11 protein-coding genes and 3 tRNA genes are annotated in these 16785 nt (G+C 60.0%); 5 read left to right on the top strand and 9 right to left on the bottom strand.

Annotated elements, in window-relative coordinates; translation table 11 throughout:
* Positions 1-440: 440 nt before the first annotated feature.
* Complete coding sequence (locus ACTQ40_RS01180; protein WP_441563149.1) at positions 441-1967, top strand: FAD-dependent oxidoreductase; 1527 nt, start codon at positions 441-443, stop codon at positions 1965-1967.
* A 160-nt stretch (positions 1968-2127) separates the two neighbouring features.
* The gene (locus ACTQ40_RS01175; RefSeq protein WP_441563148.1) at positions 2128-2769 is read left to right on the top strand and encodes a BRO family protein; all 642 of its coding nucleotides are present in this window, start codon (positions 2128-2130) and stop codon (positions 2767-2769) included.
* A 21-nt stretch (positions 2770-2790) separates the two neighbouring features.
* On the opposite strand, the gene ACTQ40_RS01170 is transcribed toward ACTQ40_RS01175, so the two are convergent.
* The 3 genes from ACTQ40_RS01170 to ACTQ40_RS01160 all read right to left on the bottom strand — a co-directional run bounded on the left by ACTQ40_RS01170 (position 2791) and on the right by ACTQ40_RS01160 (position 3084).
* Positions 2791-2866, bottom strand: a tRNA-Lys gene (locus tag ACTQ40_RS01170).
* A gap of 43 nt (positions 2867-2909) precedes the next feature.
* Positions 2910-2985: transfer RNA gene (locus ACTQ40_RS01165), tRNA-Lys, on the bottom strand.
* 22 nt (positions 2986-3007) lie between these two features.
* Positions 3008-3084 (bottom strand) — tRNA-His (locus ACTQ40_RS01160).
* A 165-nt stretch (positions 3085-3249) separates the two neighbouring features.
* On the opposite strand from ACTQ40_RS01160, the gene ACTQ40_RS01155 reads away from it, so the two are divergent.
* The gene (locus tag ACTQ40_RS01155; protein ID WP_441546847.1) at positions 3250-4431 is read left to right on the top strand and encodes a pyridoxal phosphate-dependent aminotransferase; all 1182 of its coding nucleotides are present in this window, start codon (positions 3250-3252) and stop codon (positions 4429-4431) included.
* A gap of 140 nt (positions 4432-4571) precedes the next feature.
* The gene (locus ACTQ40_RS01150; protein WP_427727921.1) at positions 4572-5462 is read left to right on the top strand and encodes an ROK family protein; all 891 of its coding nucleotides are present in this window, start codon (positions 4572-4574) and stop codon (positions 5460-5462) included.
* 113 nt (positions 5463-5575) lie between these two features.
* Here ACTQ40_RS01150 and ACTQ40_RS01145 read toward each other — a convergent pair whose 3' ends face one another.
* From ACTQ40_RS01145 to argS, 4 genes are all read right to left on the bottom strand, one after another.
* Positions 5576-6025, bottom strand: a complete 450-nt coding sequence (locus ACTQ40_RS01145) for a VanZ family protein (protein WP_427794116.1) — start codon at positions 6023-6025, stop codon at positions 5576-5578.
* Positions 6026-6031: 6 nt separating this feature from the next.
* On the bottom strand, positions 6032-7480 hold the full coding sequence (locus tag ACTQ40_RS01140; RefSeq protein WP_441563147.1) for a hypothetical protein: 1449 nt from the start codon (positions 7478-7480) through the stop codon (positions 6032-6034).
* Between the two features lie 312 nt (positions 7481-7792).
* The gene (rho, locus tag ACTQ40_RS01135; RefSeq protein WP_441563146.1) at positions 7793-10171 is read right to left on the bottom strand and encodes a transcription termination factor Rho; all 2379 of its coding nucleotides are present in this window, start codon (positions 10169-10171) and stop codon (positions 7793-7795) included.
* Positions 10172-11151: 980 nt separating this feature from the next.
* Positions 11152-13005: an arginine--tRNA ligase gene (gene argS / locus ACTQ40_RS01130; RefSeq protein ID WP_441014784.1), complete on the bottom strand. Its 1854-nt coding sequence runs from the start codon at positions 13003-13005 to the stop codon at positions 11152-11154.
* Between the two features lie 342 nt (positions 13006-13347).
* On the opposite strand from argS, the gene ACTQ40_RS01125 reads away from it, so the two are divergent.
* A complete protein-coding gene (locus ACTQ40_RS01125) occupies positions 13348-13833 on the top strand; it encodes a CarD family transcriptional regulator (RefSeq protein ID WP_427727935.1) in 486 nt (161 codons plus the stop codon).
* Between the two features lie 884 nt (positions 13834-14717).
* On the opposite strand, the gene ACTQ40_RS01120 is transcribed toward ACTQ40_RS01125, so the two are convergent.
* Both ACTQ40_RS01120 and ACTQ40_RS01115 read right to left on the bottom strand, forming a co-directional pair.
* The gene (locus ACTQ40_RS01120; RefSeq protein ID WP_154518251.1) at positions 14718-15317 is read right to left on the bottom strand and encodes an HD domain-containing protein; all 600 of its coding nucleotides are present in this window, start codon (positions 15315-15317) and stop codon (positions 14718-14720) included.
* A 171-nt stretch (positions 15318-15488) separates the two neighbouring features.
* Positions 15489-16775 (bottom strand): glutamate-5-semialdehyde dehydrogenase, encoded by a 1287-nt coding sequence (locus ACTQ40_RS01115; protein ID WP_154518248.1) that lies wholly within the window; start codon positions 16773-16775, stop codon positions 15489-15491.
* Positions 16776-16785: the final 10 nt, after the last annotated feature.

The raw sequence follows: 16785 nt of genomic DNA, 5'->3' as shown, positions 1-16785 counted from the left end.
GGTAGCGGCTCTTTTTTATTCCAAAACAGCCAATCGCTTTGGATTGCTCCACGAAAACGGCCCATCTACTACGTTTAACCCGCGCAGGTCGACCATAGCTGGGTTTCTTGAAAATCAATAAGCAGTCTACCTGCGGTTTTAATTTTGTGATTCTCGGTATGGTTGGGGGGTGACCGCTCAAACGTAGTAGATAGGCCCATTTCGTGGCGAGCGGATCGACCCGAGGCGCAGGACAGCTCGTAAAGCCCCGTCTCAAATTGACTAATCCAAAATAGATGTCCGATATATCAGTTGCAGCGAAATACGAGATGCCCGGAGACGAAGCCAGCGAATGCGTATGACGTCCACCTGCCATATTCGCCCTTTACCGAATAGCGCGGCCTTTGCATCGCATTAGTCGATCACCCATGCGAAAATGCGCCGGACGAGAAAGGAATCCCATGGAATCGACTGATGTACTGGTAATAGGATCTGGCATTGCGGGCCTTTGTGCCGCCATAGAAGCGGCACGCGCGGGCGCGACCGTTGCCGTCGCAAGCGCCGGCAAGACCATGAGCGGATCGAGCTTCTTCCCGGGCACCTGGGGCCTAGGTCTCATCGGTCCCGTTAACGAAGACGACGAACAGGATCTCATCGACACCATCCAAGCCGTCGGCGGCGGTGTCGCCGACCCTACGCTCGTCCAGACGTTCGTCCACGGCATTCCCCAGGCCATCCAATGGCTCGAGCAGGATCTAGGTGTTGAGCTCCAGCGTCCGCAAAGCGCCGAGAGCGCCCAGCAAAAGCAATTTATCCCCTGCTTTGACCATAAGACACGCAATTGGCGCGGCCTCACCCGCAAGCCCCTTGAGGACGCGTGTACGGCCCAGATCAAGTCTCTCGGCATTCGCCTACTCCCCCGCCACGAGCTTATCGACCTTGTTGAGGACACAACCGGAAAGATTATCGGCGCCGTACTCTACGACCGCACAAACGAGCATCTCGTGCCTATGGCAGCCAAGGCCACCATCATCGCTGCGGGCGGCACGGGTGGCCTGTTCGAGCGAAGCCTCACTTCCGCCGACGTGCTCAGCTCCTCGCAGGCCATCGCGCTGGCACACGGCGCAACGCTCACTAATATAGAGTTCATGCAGATGATACCGGGCTTCATCGAGCCCAAGCGCAACCTTGTCTTTAACGAGAAGACCTGGCGCTACGTACATGTAGACCAGCCGGTCGATATCGCCGACGACAAGCTGGACGATCTACTTGAGCAACGCTCCGGATATGGTCCCTTCACCTCGCGCTTGGCCTCCCGCGCCATCGATCTTGCCATCGATCAAGCGGGTGCTGAAGGTCTGGCGCTCCACTACGACTTCCCCCACGAGGACGTCCCCGAGTTTGTGCAGACCTTTGCCACCTGGCTACAAGACGAGCACGGCATCGCGCCGACCGACGAGATGCGTGTGGCGATGTATGCCCACGCCGCCAATGGCGGCATCAAAATCGACAAGACCGCATACACGGGCGTTGAGGGCCTCTATGCCTGCGGCGAGGCGACAGGCGGCATGCACGGGGCCGATCGCATTGGTGGCCTGTCAAGCGCCAACGGCATCGTGTTTGGGCGCATCGCGGGCGCCTCGGCAGCCCAAGCAGCACAGAATGCACCTGAGGTGGCCCCAAAGGCGGATGTCGCCCTCCCCCAGCATGGCATTGCCACAACAGACGCCGAGCGCCTGACCCGCGGCCTTAAGCACACGATGAGCACCTACTGCATGATCAACCGCACCGAAGGGGGCCTATCCAAGGCACTACACGAGCTTGAGGGCTTGAAGACGGAGGCAACGACCTTGAGCACACAGAAAGCTCAGGACAGCGAAATCGCAGCCCTCGCCCGCCTGCAATCGCAGATTCAACTAGCACAGGAAATGGTCAAAGCCATGCGCAAGCGAACCGAAAGCCTCGGATCGCACTATCGAGCGGACTAACTGGACACCCGTCTAAAGCAGAACACCACTAATCGATATCTATGGGCCCCGTGAGCTCGAGGTGGCACGGGGTCCATTCGTGTCCGCACGGCAGCGTATCCTTACTCTGAATACAGAGCAGGCAAAGCCCGCACAGACAATAGACCAGCGGGGAGGAGATGTGGACAGTCGTGATATCGAGAAGTGGCGTGTCAAACTTGATAGCTCCGCCAATGTGGAAGACGGCGTTGAGTATTGGCTCGCACGCGATTTAATGGAACCCATGGGGTACACTCGATGGGAGAACTTCGCCGAAGTTGTTAAGAGGGCAAAAGTCTCGTGCGAAACAAACAAAACTCCAGTTGATTCCCATTTTCGTGATACCACGAAAATGGTAACAGCCGGTGTCGCCGCTCGCGCGGTTAAAGACTACAAACTTACTCGCTATGCATGCTATTTAATCGCACAGAACGGAGATTCAAACAAGCCAGAGATCGCGCTCGCCCAGGCATACTTTGCCGTGCAGACGCGCCGCCAAGAGCTCATAGAACAGCGCTTCGCAGAGATTCAGCGCTTGCAGGCGCGCCACTCGCTATCCGATTCAGAGAAACAGCTCTCGGGTATTGCGTTCAAACGCGGCGTGGACTCCAAAGGATTCGCGAATATCAAGTCGAAGGGCGATGAAGCGTTATTCGGCGGTAGAAGCACGGCGGAAATGAAGCAGCAGCTCGGCGTACCCAAGAGGGCAGGCTCGACTTGTAAAGCGTCTGTGCCCTTTCGGGTTCGACCCCATGCGAGGTCAACAAAAAAGCGACCAGCCTAAGCCAGTCGCTTTAACATGCTTTGGTGGGCCGTCAGGGGGTCGAACCCTGGACCTTGGGATTAAGAGTCCCCTGCTCTACCAACTGAGCTAACGACCCAAAGCTAAAGTCCGTAGTAGCGGACTTTAGAGGAGATATCGTGTGGTGGGCCGTCAGGGGGTCGAACCCTGGACCTTGGGATTAAGAGTCCCCTGCTCTACCAACTGAGCTAACGACCCGATATCAACACGAAGCAAGAACTGGGGTGGGTAAAGGGACTCGAACCCTCGACCTACGGGACCACAACCCGTCGCTCTAGCCAACTGAGCTACACCCACCGTGTCCTGTGCGCTTCGCGCTCGACTATTATTGCAAGGAACGCCACGCGACGCAAGCCCCAATTTTCAAGAATTTTGAAAAGAGTTTTTCGGATCCATTTCGAGCAAATCCCACCGGTTCCATAGGAGTAAACTTGCCCCACCCCGATGTTCGAAAGGACAAGCATGAAAGAACTCTCCAATCGCACGGCAACCTTTACCGATTCGGTCATCCGCCGCATGACGCGCATCTCCGATATGTACGGCGCCGTCAACCTCTCGCAGGGCTTCCCCGACTTTGATCCCCCAGCGCAGCTGCTCAAGAGCCTGGGCACCATCGCCACCGATCCCAAACCGCTCTACCACCAGTACTCCATCACCTGGGGCTCCCAGGCCACGCGCGAGGCGCTTGCCGCCAAACAGGAGCACTTTATGGGCATACCGATCGACCCCAACCAGAACATCGTGGTCACTTGCGGCTCCACCGAGGCCATGATGGCTGCCATGATGACGGTCACCAACCCCGGCGACAAGGTCGTCATCTTCTCGCCCTTCTACGAGAACTACGGCGCCGACACAATCCTTTCGGGTGCCGAGCCCATCTACGTGCCGCTCAACCCGCCCACATTCGACTTTGACCGCGAGACACTCGAGGCGGCCTTCCGCGACAACGACCCCAAGGCCATCGTCCTGTGCAACCCTTCCAATCCCTGCGGCAAGGTCTTTACGCGCGAAGAGCTCACCTTTATCGCCGATCTCTGCAAAAAGTACGACGCCTACTGCATCACCGACGAGGTATACGAGCACATCGTCTACGCGCCCCACGAGCACGTCTATATGGCCACGCTGCCCGGCATGTTCGAGCGCACCATCAGCTGCAGTTCGCTATCCAAGACGTACTCCATCACCGGCTGGCGTCTGGGCTACACCATCGCCCCGGCCCAGATTACCGAGCGCATCAAGAAGGTCCACGACTTCCTCACCGTGGGTGCCGCCGCTCCCCTGCAGGAAGCCGTCGTCACCGCCCTCAACTTCGACGACAGCTATTACCAGGAGGTCCTCGATCTCTACACAGCCAAGCGCGATCTGTTCTGTCAGGGGCTCGATAGCATTGGTCTTGAGCATAACGTGCCGCAGGGCGCCTACTACGTCATGATGGACATCTCTGAGTTTGGCTATGACAGCGACCTCGACTTCTGCGAGGACCTCGCGTCTAAGGTGGGCGTGGGCGCCGTGCCCGGATCGAGCTTCTTCCGGGAGCCCGTCAACCATCTGATTCGCCTCCACTTTGCCAAACGAGACGAGACGATTAACGCGGCGCTGGAGAACCTCAAGTCGCTACGCGATAAAATCAAGCCGCGCGGGTAAGGACGGCCCGGCAACTAAAGCACCCAAAGAAGCCCCGCACTGCACGCGCGTTGTGGGGCTTCTTTTTATAGCGCTTTCTTAATTTGTTTAAAGCGCTATACTTTAGTCACGGAGCAACTCGTCCCAGGGGGAGGAATACTATGGCAGAGCAGCAGCTTATCGGAGCGCTCGAGGCCGGCGGCACCAAGATGGTCTGCGCCACGGGCTATGCAGACGGTACGGTTCTGGAGCGTGAGCAGATCGCAACCACGACCCCGCAGGAGACCGTTGAGGCCGTCAACGCATGGTTTGCAAACAAGGGCATCGCCGCGCTGGGCATCGGCGCCTTTGGCCCCACCGCAGTCAACCCTGCCTCGCCCCAATACGGCAAGATCTTGGAGACGCCCAAGACGGCATGGCGCTACTTTGACCTGCTGGGCACCATCCAAAACGAGCTCAATATTCCCTGTGGCTACGACACCGACGTCAACGTCGCCTGTCTGGGCGAGGTCACCTTTGGCTGCGCCCAGGGCCTCACCGACGTGGTGTATCTGACCATCGGCACCGGTGTGGGCGCCGGCGTGCTCTCGGGCGGCCAGCTCGTTCATGGCATGATGCATCCCGAGGCCGGGCACATCCTGGTCACACGCGATCCGCGCGACACCATCGGCGAGCACAGCGGCTGCCCTTTCCACGACAACTGCCTCGAGGGCCTCATCGCAGGCCCCGGCATTAAAAAGCGCTGGGATGGCAAAAGCGCCGGAGACATGGCCGATGACCCGGAGGCCATGGACCTGCTCGCTGGCTACCTGGCACAGGCACTCATGACCTACACGCTGTGCTATGCGCCGCAAAAGATCATCATCGGCGGCGGCGTGGCCGACCACACCCCCATCGTGCCGCTCGCCCGCAAAAAGTGCGCCGAGATGCTCAACGGCTATATCGTCACGCCCGAGGTCAACGACATCGATACCTACATTGTCAACAACAGCCTCGAGGGTAAGCAGGGCATCATGGGCTGTCTGGCCCTTGGCGCACAGGCGCTCCAGTAAAGGGTGCACCAACGACACACGGTATTGCCGGACTCGTATAACGCGCAGACAACGCTATCGCGTCCTGCAGGGCCCCCAAACGCACAAGGCCGTCTAGGACCAAGCCAAACGTCCTAGGCGGCCTTTTTGGTGCATACAAGCGATCGGAGGAGATATCGGAGCACGACGCCGGTAGCCGCTCCGCAGCAGTCAATCATCACGTCGGTGATCATGCCGGCGCGCCCCGGCACAAATAACTGAATCGTCTCGTCGATTGAGGGGACCAGCAACAGAAAAACCACCGTGGGAAGCAGTCTGTCAAAAGTGCGTCGACCCTCGATATCAAAGGCATGTGTCACCAAAACACCGAGCACCATATACTCGGTAAAGTGTGCGCACTTGCGGACGACAAAGTTGGTTACCCATTCATACGGCAGGCTCAAGCTATGCAAAAACCCGCGGACGTCCTCCATGATCGCCAGGCTCAGTGAGCCGGACCCCGTGCCGGGAACCAGTGAATTGCCCCAGATCAGCAACACCATGGCGCAGGCCGCAACCGCCCACTTACGATCGATCTTAATCATGCAGAACTAGGCCTCGGCACGAAGCGGCGTAAAACTGGCGGTACCGCCCTCGATAACACTCAAATAGGCACGGCCCGTACGCTTGGCGGTAGAGGACTGCAGGCGCTCGATCTCTTCCTCAAGGATCTGATTGACGCGCTCATGGCGACGATTTTCCATAACGCCGGCGGCGATAGCCTCGGCGCGCTCGATACTCTCGCGCGAGATACGCGCGGTATCCTCGGGAAACACGGAGCTGTGGCGGCCGACATAGACGGGAGCAACCGAGACAGGTGAGGCCGCAGGTGTGGGCACCGCCACGGGGGCGGGCTCGGCGACCTCGGCCATGATCGCCATGGCGGCGGCCCACATGTCCTCGTGGCCCGAATAATCGGCCATGGGGATATCTTCCTCGAGGGAGGCATCGGGGAGACTGTCGGTATCCACGCGATTCTGGGCATCGATAGAGGCAGTGATGGCGGCGGGCTCGTCCAAATCGGCGAGATCAACACCCTTGGCATCGGAAATGATGGGCATGCTGGCGAGCTTGGCGTTGTACGGCACCGCCTCCGCGGCCTGCATTTGGGCCGAAGCGCCCCAAAGCGAGCTTTCGGCAGCACGACGAGCGGCGATGGTCTCCTCGTCGACAACCAGGGGCTCATCGGCAAAGGGGTCGGCGACAGGAGCCGGCTGAGCTGCGCCCTGCTGGCCGGTCGAAGCGGCCGTCGCGGCAGAGGCGTACGCAGCCGAAGAAGCACCGTTATAGGCGGCATTGTTGGCAGCGTTGGCCACAAGCGCCACGAAAGCTGCAGTGCTGCCCGCAGGGGCGGCATGAGAGCCCGAGACGGCACGTGCGGCAGCAGCGATGTCGTCGCGGTTATAGGAGCCAGTCTTTTCACCGTTTGTGAGCTCGTCAATTGCGACCTGGTAGACATCGCGCGAGCGAGCGGGATCGCAGCTAACCGGCGAATCGTCGTCGAGCATGCTATCGATCATAGCCCAGGCATCGGCCTCGTCCATGGCGTTGGCGGCACGGGCGATAGTCGGAACGCCATCATCGGCATGACGGCGCTGAAACGCGCCGGTCAGACCGGAGAGAAGCGAAGAGGATTGACCCTGCTCGTCCAAAGTGACAGGAGCAGCAGCCCGGGGAGCGGCCTCCTCCTGCTGAACGGGAATAGAGGCGGTCTTGAACTCGTTGTAGGTCCGACTAAACTGAGCGGCGCCGCCCACGGCATCGGGCTCAAACAGGCGGCCATCGTGCTCCGCACGATACTCAGAGATACCCAGCGAGGCGGCATAGATACCCACGCCGGCCACTGCGCCCACGGCAAAGGGAACAGCACCCGCGACAACCGTCTCGTTGATTGACGAAAACGGCAGTGTAGCGGCATACACGACCACGGGTGCGGCAAGGCCGATCCCGCAGGAAAGTCCGGCAAGGACTGCTCGTTGTGTTGCATCAGAAGAAGCCATGAGCTCTCCCCATCTTCCAGCACCCAAATCGCATCATTCAGTTGGCTGCGCGAGAGAAGATGAAGCGGGGCTATGCCCCAAAGCAACGGTATATGGTTCGTTTCATCTGCGTTTTCCGTCGCGAAGCTTAACTGCTATTATGCGAAACCCCCTTGGGGATTGCAAGCGACGAAGCGGAATTGAAACGGGAAAATCGCTGCTTGCCGGTCGTGAGGTCAATAATCGTTGGCGAGCGGCTATACGAAAAGGGCCAGGATCTAAACCCCGGCCCTTCTGGCATGTCTATGGTTGCTGTCGCGTGCAGCGGACAAACTAGAACGTCTGCTCGTAGTCGCTGTGCTTTTTAGCCGAACGCACCAGGAACTCCTGGTTGGTATTGGTGCCCTTGAGGCCCTTGATAAACGACGCGGCCGCGCGCTCGGTATTGTTCATGCCGGCGAGGATGCGGCGCAGGCCAAAGACAAACGGGCGCATCTGCTCGTCGACCAACAGGTCCTCGTTGCGCGTGCCCGAGGCAACGGGGTCGATGGCCGGGAAGATGCGGCGGTCGGCCAGATCGCGATCGAGCTTGAGCTCCATGTTGCCGGTGCCCTTGAACTCCTCAAAGATGACCTCGTCCATCTTGGAGCCGGTATCGATAAGGGCGGAAGCAAGGATGGTGAGTGAGCCGCCGTTTTCGATATTGCGGGCAGCACCCAGGAAGCGTTTAGGCGGATACAGGGCCGCCGAATCGACGCCGCCCGAAAGGATGCGGCCCGAGGCGGGCGCCGCCAGGTTGTACGCACGGGCAAGACGCGTAATGGAGTCGAGAACCACCACGACGTCGCCGCCCAACTCCACGATGCGCTTGGCGCGCTCGATGACGAGCTCGGCCACGCGGGTATGGTTGTCGGCGGGCATATCGAAGGTGGAGGCCACGACCTCGCCCTCAATGGAGCGCTGCATATCGGTGACCTCTTCGGGGCGCTCGTCGACGAGCAGGCAGATGAGGTGCACTTCGGGGTTGTTGATCGAGATAGACTGGCAGATCTTCTTGAGAATCGTAGTCTTACCGGCCTTGGGCGGTGACACGATCAGGCCACGCTGGCCCTTGCCGATCGGCGACACGATATCGATGGCGCGACCGGTAATGGAATCCTTGCCATGCTCCATGCGCAGCGGCTCATTGGGGTAGACCGGCGTGAGATCGCCGAACTTGGGGCGGTTACGGGCCTGCTCAGGATCAAGACCGTTGACGGTCGTAATTTTGGCGAGACCGGCACGCTTGTCGCCGCCGCGCGAGGGACGAAGCGAACCCTCGATCACGTCGCCCGTGCGCAGACGCGCGGAGCGGATGAGGTAGGCGGGCACGAAGGCGTCGTCATTGGACTTCATGTAGCCGTGGGCATGGATGATGCCGGAGCTGTCCGGGCGAATCTGCAGGATGCCCTTAATATCGCGGAAGCCCTCGGCCTTCGCGGCTGTGGTGTAGATCTCTTCGACGAGCTCGGCCTTCTTCTTGCCGGTCGTCTCGATCTCGAACTCCTTGGCCTTCTCGCGCAGCTCGGCGACCTTCATGGCCGCGAGCTCCTCGCGCGAAAGCGTTGGCTCGGTCGGAGCTGCGTTGCGCTCCTTGTTGCGCTGTTTGCGGTCGCGCTGACGGCTGCGGCGGTCGTTGTTACGATCATCCTTGCGCTCGCTGCGCTCATCGTTACGCTTGTGCTGACGGCGGTTGGGGCGGGAACCCTCTTCGGCCTCAGCGCTCTCGACGGCAGGCGTCGTGGGCGCATCGGCGGTCGCCGGGGTCTCGCCGTCCGACTTAGCGTCGGACTCGGGCTGTTGCTCAGCATCCCCCTGCTGTTCGGCAGACTTGGTCTTGGAAGATTTCTTGCGCGTGCGCTTGGGCTTCTCGCCTGCCGACCGATCGGCGCCCTCCGTCTCGGGAGTCGTGTCGACACTCGCCTCGGTAGACTCAGCTACCGCAGATTCGGCGCCGGACTTCGCCTCTGCCTTAGCTGGGCGTTTGGCTGCGGTGTGACGGCTGCGCCCGGGACGAACGTCGGCAGGCTCGGCAGCGGCAGAAACAGCGACCTCAGGAACATCAGCGCCCTCGGCCGAAACCACGACAGCCGCTGTAGGCTCGACGAACGCCGGGGCATCTTGGACAGAAGCCGCGGCAGCGGCCGCCTTCTCCGCCTCGACAAATGCCTTGGGCTTGCGGCCGCGGCGATGCGGGCGCAAAGCAGGATCGACGACAAATGCACCGCCGACCTCGGCAGGCACGACAGACTCAGCAGAGGAAGCGTCCTCCTCCGCCGCAGAGCGAACCGGGGTCTCGGCGGCATCGGACGAAGCCTGCTCGGCAGCCTGCTGGACCTTGGCCGCCGTGCGACGGCGCGTGCGCGGAGCCGGCTTTTCTGCTACCTGCTCGGGAGCCGGAGCCGAAGGCGCCTCGGGGGCGGACGGAGCCGCGAGTTCGGTCAGAGCCGCGGCATCGCGCTCTGCGGCACGACGGCGAGCACGAACAACCTGGGCTTCGCTGATCTGCGCAAGCGCGCGAGCCTGCGCAACCTCATCTGAAAGCGGCGCCGAAACCTCGGCGGAAACCGGACGCTTGGCACGCGTCGTGCGCGTGGTGCGGCGTTTGGGCTTTGCAGCCTCATCGCCATCCGCAGCGGGCTTGGCCACACGACGCGTGCGCTTGGGCTTCACGGGCGCAGCCTCCTCCCCGGTAACAGGTGCGACGGGAACAGGGTTCTCACTCGAAGCCGAGGCAGCGTTCTGGTGTGTCTCGGGGACCGACGCCTGCGACGGTGCGGGTTTCGCGATTTGGTCCAACGCAACCGGTGCAGCGGGAGTGGTTTGTGCCGTGCTTATTTCATTTTCTTGCTGTTGATCAGACACAGTGTTTGCTCAACTTTCTTTTAAAGCCCTGTGATCACATGCTCCCTGCATAAACCTTCAGGGCGGCTAAACAGTCTAGCTCCGTTCAAAACACAACGGGCATCATTGATCTGTATCGAGATGATTGCGTCAAATACGCAGCGTTAGTGTAACACAACCGCCACCACCTGCAACTTAGTCATTGGACGTTCTTATACAACTGGTCAAAAGGGACACTCCCCCTCAAAAGCGCTTCCTCTGTCGCACCAGAGGAGTGAAGCCGTGTCATCCGGAATAGCCGCGCCACGAGACGCGCCTATCTACTACGTTTGACCCGCGATCCCTGACCATCCCCTCGATCTTCCTAAAATCGCAAGCCCGCTACCTGCGGTTTTAATATCGTACTTTTCGGCATGGTTCGGAGTATGCGACTAAACGTAGTAGATAAGCCCGATTCGTGGCGGACGGTTTCGCACCGCTCTCCCACCGGACAAAAATGATCCGTTTTCCTCCGTCCCCAAGGGGTCGTTTTCAAAACGATCGCGGATTACGGTGCAAGAACGGCGTAAGCCAACCATACCCTGCATTTTTAATATTCGGCAAGCCGTCTACCTGCGATTTTATTTTCGCTGCTGTTGCTATGGTCGCCAGTCAGCAATTCAGCCCCGTAAACCGGTATAGTTGCGTTTTTGTAGCATTTTTCAACACGCCAAAAAGCCCCGCCAAACGCAAAAAGCCCGACCTCCGCATGGAGATCGGGCTTATAGGGCTCAGCAAAGCCAAACCTACACGGTCAAACGACCCGTAGATTACATCTGCTCGGGTGCAGAAACGCCAACCAGAGTGAGCACCAGGGCGAGCGTCACGCGGACGGCGTCGCAAGCGGCCAGACGGGCGCGTGAAAGCTCGGGATCGACGGGACGGCCCTCGCTCGGAAGCACCTGGCAGGCAGCGTAGAAGCTGTGGAAGTCGCCGGCGAGCTCCTCGGCAAAGTGCGTCAGGCGGAACGGGGCGCGGTCGCGAGCGCAGCTGGCGATGAGGTCGGCGAGCTCGTTGAGCTTACGCGACAGGGCGAGCTCGGTGGGGTCGGTCAGCAGCGAGTAGTCGACGTTCTCGCCGATGGCCTTGGCGGCGACGGCCTTCATGCCCATCTCGTCAGCCTGCTCGGGCGTAACGTCGGCGGCACGGCGCAGAATGGAGCACACACGAGCGTGAGCGTACTGCACGTAGTAGACCGGGTTGGAGTTATCACGCTTCTTAACGGCCTCGATATCGAAGTCGACCATCTGGTTGGAGCTCTTGGAGATGAGCGTGTAACGGGCGGCGTCGGAACCGACCTCGTCAACAAGCTCCTGCAGGGTCACCATGGTGCCCTTGCGCTTGGACATACGGACGGGCTTGCCGTTGCGCAGCAGGTTGACGAGCTGGCCCAGCAGAACCTCGAACTTGCCGGGATAGCCAAGAGCGTCGCAGACACAGCGGACGCGGTCGATGTAGCCATGGTGGTCGGCGCCCCAGATGTCGATGACGTGGTCGACGCGCTGGAACTTGTCCCAGTGATAGGCGACGTCGGAGGCGAAGTAGGTGTACTCGCCGTCGGACTTGATCAGGACGCGGTCCTTGTCGTCGCCCAGGTCGGTGGAGCGGAACCACAGGGCTCCGTCCTTGGTGTAGAGGTAGCCCATCTTGTCGAGCTTCTCGAAAGCGCGGTCGACGGCGGAGGTGCCGGCGGTCTCGCCCTCGGTGTCCTTCACGTACAGCGAGCGCTCGGAGAACCAACGATCGAAGTCGCAGTTGACGGCGTGGCAGAGATTACGCATGTTGTCGACCATCTTTACGTAGCCGCGCTCGCGGAAGCTCTCCATACGCTCCTGCGGATCGGCGTCGACCCACTTGTCACCGTCGGTGCGCCAGAACTCGGCGGCCTCGTCGATGATGTAGTCGCCGCCGTAGGAGTCCTTGCCCAGAGTCTCGGCAAAGTTGTCCTGATACGGATGGGTCTCGGGATGCTCGTCGTTCTCGTCGGCAACAAAGGCATCGCGGTCGGCAATCAGCAGCTTGTGAGCCTCGTCGATATCCACGCCCTGCTTGGCGATGATGTCGGCAAGCTGCATATAGCGCGTGCTGATGGAGTTGCCGAAGGTGTTCATCTGAGAGCCGTGGTCGTTGATATAGAACTCACGCTGGATATCGTAACCGGCATGGTCCATAACACGGCAGAGGGAGTCGCCCAGAGCGGCCCAACGGCCATGGCCAATATGCATGGGGCCGACGGGGTTGGCGGAGACAAACTCGACCTGGGTCTTCAGGCCGCCGCCGACGTTGGACTTAGCGAAGTCCATACCCTTCTCGCGAGCCTCGCCGAAGATGGCGTTCTTGACGGCGACGGAGAGGTAGAAGTTGATGAAGCCAGGGCCGGCGATCTCGACCTTCTCGATCGCGGGATCCTCGGGCATATGGGCAACGACGGCCTCGGCGATCTTGCGCGGGGCGCAGTGAGCCAGCTTGGCGGACTTCAGGGCCATGGTGGAGGTCCACTCGCCATGAGAAGTGTCAGCCGGTCGCTCGATAGCGCAATCGTCAAGTTCAAATGCGGAAAGGTCGCCGGCCTCCTGGGCCGCAGCAAGCGCAGCGCGTACCAGCTCTTCAATCTTCTCGGGCATATATCCTCCTTGTGTTAAAGCCCCCGAGCTCTTGGTCACTCGTAGGGCAAAAGCCAGAGTTTGCAGCACTCTATCACAAGCGGTAACTACTGTCGCAGGGTAAAGTCAATCGATATTGCATATGCACAAAATTGACTACAGCTGTCGCAAGGCCATTCAAAGATGGCGGTCTGCCTGCTGGTTGTGCACCCGCCGAAAATGCATAAACATCTGCATGGGCAGCTCAGAATATCGAATACTCTTACCTATCGGATTTGTGTGCTTTTCCTGCATAAAGTAAGGGTTTGCGCACGTCAGCGTGGTATTCTAGACATACGTAAATTCGTATAAGTTGGAGGTAGCATGTTCTCAATCGGTCAACACGTCATTCATCCGGGTCAGGGAGTCTGCACCGTCGTCGGTTTTAGGGAAGACACACCGCAGCCCATGCTGTTGCTCGAGACCAAGCAGGGACATGCGCAGACGATCCTCATGTACCCCGTGGCGCAGGCCGACCGTCTGCATGCCGCCATCTCCCAGCAAGATGCCGAGCACCTACTGAGCCATTACGACGAGCTGGAGTGCGACACCTTTACCGAGCGCAACAGCTCGCTCGAGGAGACGCACTTTAAGCAGCAGCTCAAGCTGGGTGCGCCCGAGACGGTCCGCGTGGCAAAAACCATGATGCACCGTATTCGCCAGGCCGAGGAAGCAGATAAAAAGCCCAGCTCCTACTACATGCGCGTACTCAAGGAAGCCAAGCGCCGCTCCATCGAGGAGATTGCCGTGGCCCTGGGCGTCACCGAGGAGGACGCCGAAGCCCGCCTATCCCAAGCCGCCCTCAACTAACCTGCCAAAAAGGGACAGGTTTATTTTGGCAGGTTTTATCTGGGGAAACGTCAACAAACAATTGGTAAATGGTCGGGTGCTCCGTTTTGTTTGTAAGCCCCGGCCATTTTTCTATGGCCGCGAAAATGCGTGAAGCCCATTTGTGATGACATCACGCGAGGGCCGTCCAGATCGACGCAACCAACGCCCGTATCCGCAACAAGCGCACCCGTCTTGCTCAATTACCATTAAAAAGCATCAATTTGAAAACGCAATAACATTTCGGCAGGTAGCAGCTATAGTCGGTAAACTGAATCTCAACAACCGAAGCCTCCGAATGAGGTATCTTCAGCCCATCCAAGCTAAAGGAGGGGCCATGCCGAGAAAACCTCGTTCAAAGTCACCAACCGGTTATTTCCACGTCACGTTGCGTGGAAACGGAGGGCAATTGCTGTTTGACGATGCCGAGGACCGAATCGCCATGCTTCAGATCCTCGATGCAATCCTCCCCAAACACAATATCGAGCTTATCGCTTGGTGCCTTATGGGAAACCATATTCATTTGGCACGACAATCGTGCAGAGTGTCGCAGGATGCGCTCCGACGGAACTCAAATCTGTCTCCAAGCCACTTCGCAATGAGGCGATTCTCGCGCTTCGAAAACAAGGGCTAACCGTTAAGCAGGTTCAGCTGTTGACCGGACTCGGAACATGGATTATTAAGAACGCGTCCTAACGTCGCGTTTGCCGAGTTACGGGTACGGCGAAGCGCAGCCACCTGCCGCGAGGCGCCGCCATTCGCCAACGTCACCAGGTCAAACAGAAAACGCTTCCGCTGAATAACGTTCAACGGGAGCGTTTTCCCAGATAAAACCTACCAAAATAAACCTGTCCCTTTTTGGCAGGTTAAGCCTGGAAGGTGTCGCGGTCGGGCGCGAAGGACTGCATGGCCGCGATGGTGCGGTCGAAAAGCTCGGGGAGCTCCCAGCCCAGCATCTCGGCGCCCTGCGTAATCACGTCGCGCGAGCAGCCGGCGGCAAAGCGCTTGTCCTTGAACTTCTTCTTGAGCGACTTGGTCGTAAAGTCCATGACGCTCTTGCTCGGACGCATGATGACGGCAGCCCCGATCAGGCCGGTAAGTTCGTCGCAGGCAAACAGGATCTTTTCCATCTGCAGCTCGGGCTTGGGCAGCGAGGTATTGAAGTCCGAGGTATGCGTCTGGATGGCGCGGATGAGTTCGGGCGATGCGCCCTCGCTCTCGAGGATTTCGGCCGCATAGATGGTGTGGTTCACGGGGTCGTCCTCATGCTCCTCCCAATCCAAGTCGTGCAGCAGTCCGACGATGCCCCAAAACTCCTCGTTCTCGGGGTCGAACTCGCGCGCAAAGTAGCGCATGGTGCCCTCGACCGTCTCACCGTGGGTGATGTGGAACGGGTCCTTGTTGTGCTCGTTGAGCAATTCGAACGCACGGTCGCGGGTGATTCCGGCGGAAAGCGTCTGGGACATGGCAATACCTCCAGGTGAGTCGGTGCTAGGACACGGTGTCACTATCGTATATCGCCGCGGCTCAAGCCGAAAGGCAGAAAAGGCATACGGAGAAAAAAGCCGGGCGAACGCGTCGCCCGGCAAAACCGCAGATAAAACCTGCCAAAATAAACCTGTCCCTTTTTGGTAGGTTTAGGGGCGGACCTGGCCGGTGCCGCGGAGCTTGTATTTGTAGGTGGTGAGGGCCTCGGCGGCAAAGGGGCCGCGGGCGTGGAGCTTTTGGGTCGAGATGCCGATCTCGGCGCCCAGACCAAACTCGCCGCCGTCGGTAAAGCGCGTGCTGGCGTTGGCATACACGGCCGAGGCATCGATCTCATCCAAAAAGCGCTCGCAGGCGTCCGCGTCCTCGGCGATGATGGCCTCGGAATGCATGGTGCCATAGCGGTTGATGTGCGCGATGGCCTCGTCCTCGTTCGCCACGACCTTCACGCTCATCTCGAGCGCCAGGTACTCGCGGCCCCAGTCCTCCTCGGTCGCGGCCACGTAGTCGTCGCCCTCGGCAAGACCGGCGTCGGCGCATGCGGCACACGCGGCCTCGTCGCCGTGAATCAGCACGCCGTGGTCGTGCAGCACGGCCACGACCGCCGGCAAAAACGAATCTGCCACGGCGCGGTCCACAAGCAGCGACTCGGCGGCGTTGCACACGCCCACGCGCTGGGTCTTAGCATTGACGATAATGTTGAGCGCTTTATCAAAGTCGGCGGATTCATGCACGTAGATGTGGCAGTTTCCCGTGCCCGTCTCGATAACCGGCACAAGCGACTCGCGCACGCAGCGCTGGATCAGGCCCGCACCGCCACGCGGAATAAGCACGTCGACGATGCCGCGAAGCTTCATGAGCTCGCCGGTGGCCTCGCGGTCGGTGGACTCGATCATCGAGATAGCCTCGCGCGGGAAACCCTTGGCCTCGAGCGCATCGGCCAGCAGTTCGGCAATCATGGCGCACGAGTGATAGGCCAGCGAACCGCCGCGCAGAATGCAGGCGTTGCCGGTGCGGATGCAGATGCCCGCGGCATCGGCCGTCACGTTGGGACGCGCCTCATACACCATGGCGACCAGGCCCAGCGGCACGCTCACGCGGGTGAGGTCCACACCACTTGCAAGTACGCGGTGGTCGAGCACGCGGCCGACGGGATCGGGCAGCTCAGCCAGCTTCTCCAGGCCGGCGGCCATGCCCTCGACGCGCTCGGGCGTCAGCAGCAGACGGTCGAGGAGCCCCGCCGAGGTGCCCGCATCGCGCGCAGCGGACATATCGAGCTCGTTGGCGGCGACGATGGAATCGACGCCATCGCGCAGCGCCGCGGCCATGGCGCGCACGGCCTCCTGGCGCTGCTCGTCGCTCGCCGTGGCAAGCGAGGCCGACGCCGCCTTGGCGGCAACGGCAAGATCGTGGACATACGTGGCTATATCGACCGACATGGACGGCCCT

It is taken from the genome of Collinsella sp. Sow4_D11 (genome assembly GCF_052116465.1).
In the GTDB taxonomy this organism is placed as follows: Bacteria; Actinomycetota; Coriobacteriia; order Coriobacteriales; family Coriobacteriaceae; genus Collinsella.
This window is presented reverse-complemented; position numbering and strand designations above follow the sequence as displayed.

Excerpts from the sequence above, each read along its gene's own strand:
- ACTQ40_RS01125 (WP_427727935.1), top strand. The coding sequence starts at position 13,348 with ATGTTCTCAATCGGTCAACACGTCATTCATCCGGGTCAGGGAGTCTGC.
- ACTQ40_RS01180 (WP_441563149.1), top strand. The coding sequence starts at position 441 with ATGGAATCGACTGATGTACTGGTAATAGGATCTGGCATTGCGGGCCTT.
- ACTQ40_RS01140 (WP_441563147.1), bottom strand. The coding sequence starts at position 7,480 with ATGGCTTCTTCTGATGCAACACAACGAGCAGTCCTTGCCGGACTTTCC.
- ACTQ40_RS01120 (WP_154518251.1), bottom strand. The coding sequence starts at position 15,317 with ATGTCCCAGACGCTTTCCGCCGGAATCACCCGCGACCGTGCGTTCGAA.
- argS (WP_441014784.1), bottom strand. The coding sequence starts at position 13,005 with ATGCCCGAGAAGATTGAAGAGCTGGTACGCGCTGCGCTTGCTGCGGCC.
- ACTQ40_RS01150 (WP_427727921.1), top strand. The coding sequence starts at position 4,572 with ATGGCAGAGCAGCAGCTTATCGGAGCGCTCGAGGCCGGCGGCACCAAG.
- ACTQ40_RS01155 (WP_441546847.1), top strand. The coding sequence starts at position 3,250 with ATGAAAGAACTCTCCAATCGCACGGCAACCTTTACCGATTCGGTCATC.
- ACTQ40_RS01145 (WP_427794116.1), bottom strand. The coding sequence starts at position 6,025 with ATGATTAAGATCGATCGTAAGTGGGCGGTTGCGGCCTGCGCCATGGTG.
- ACTQ40_RS01115 (WP_154518248.1), bottom strand. The coding sequence starts at position 16,775 with ATGTCGGTCGATATAGCCACGTATGTCCACGATCTTGCCGTTGCCGCC.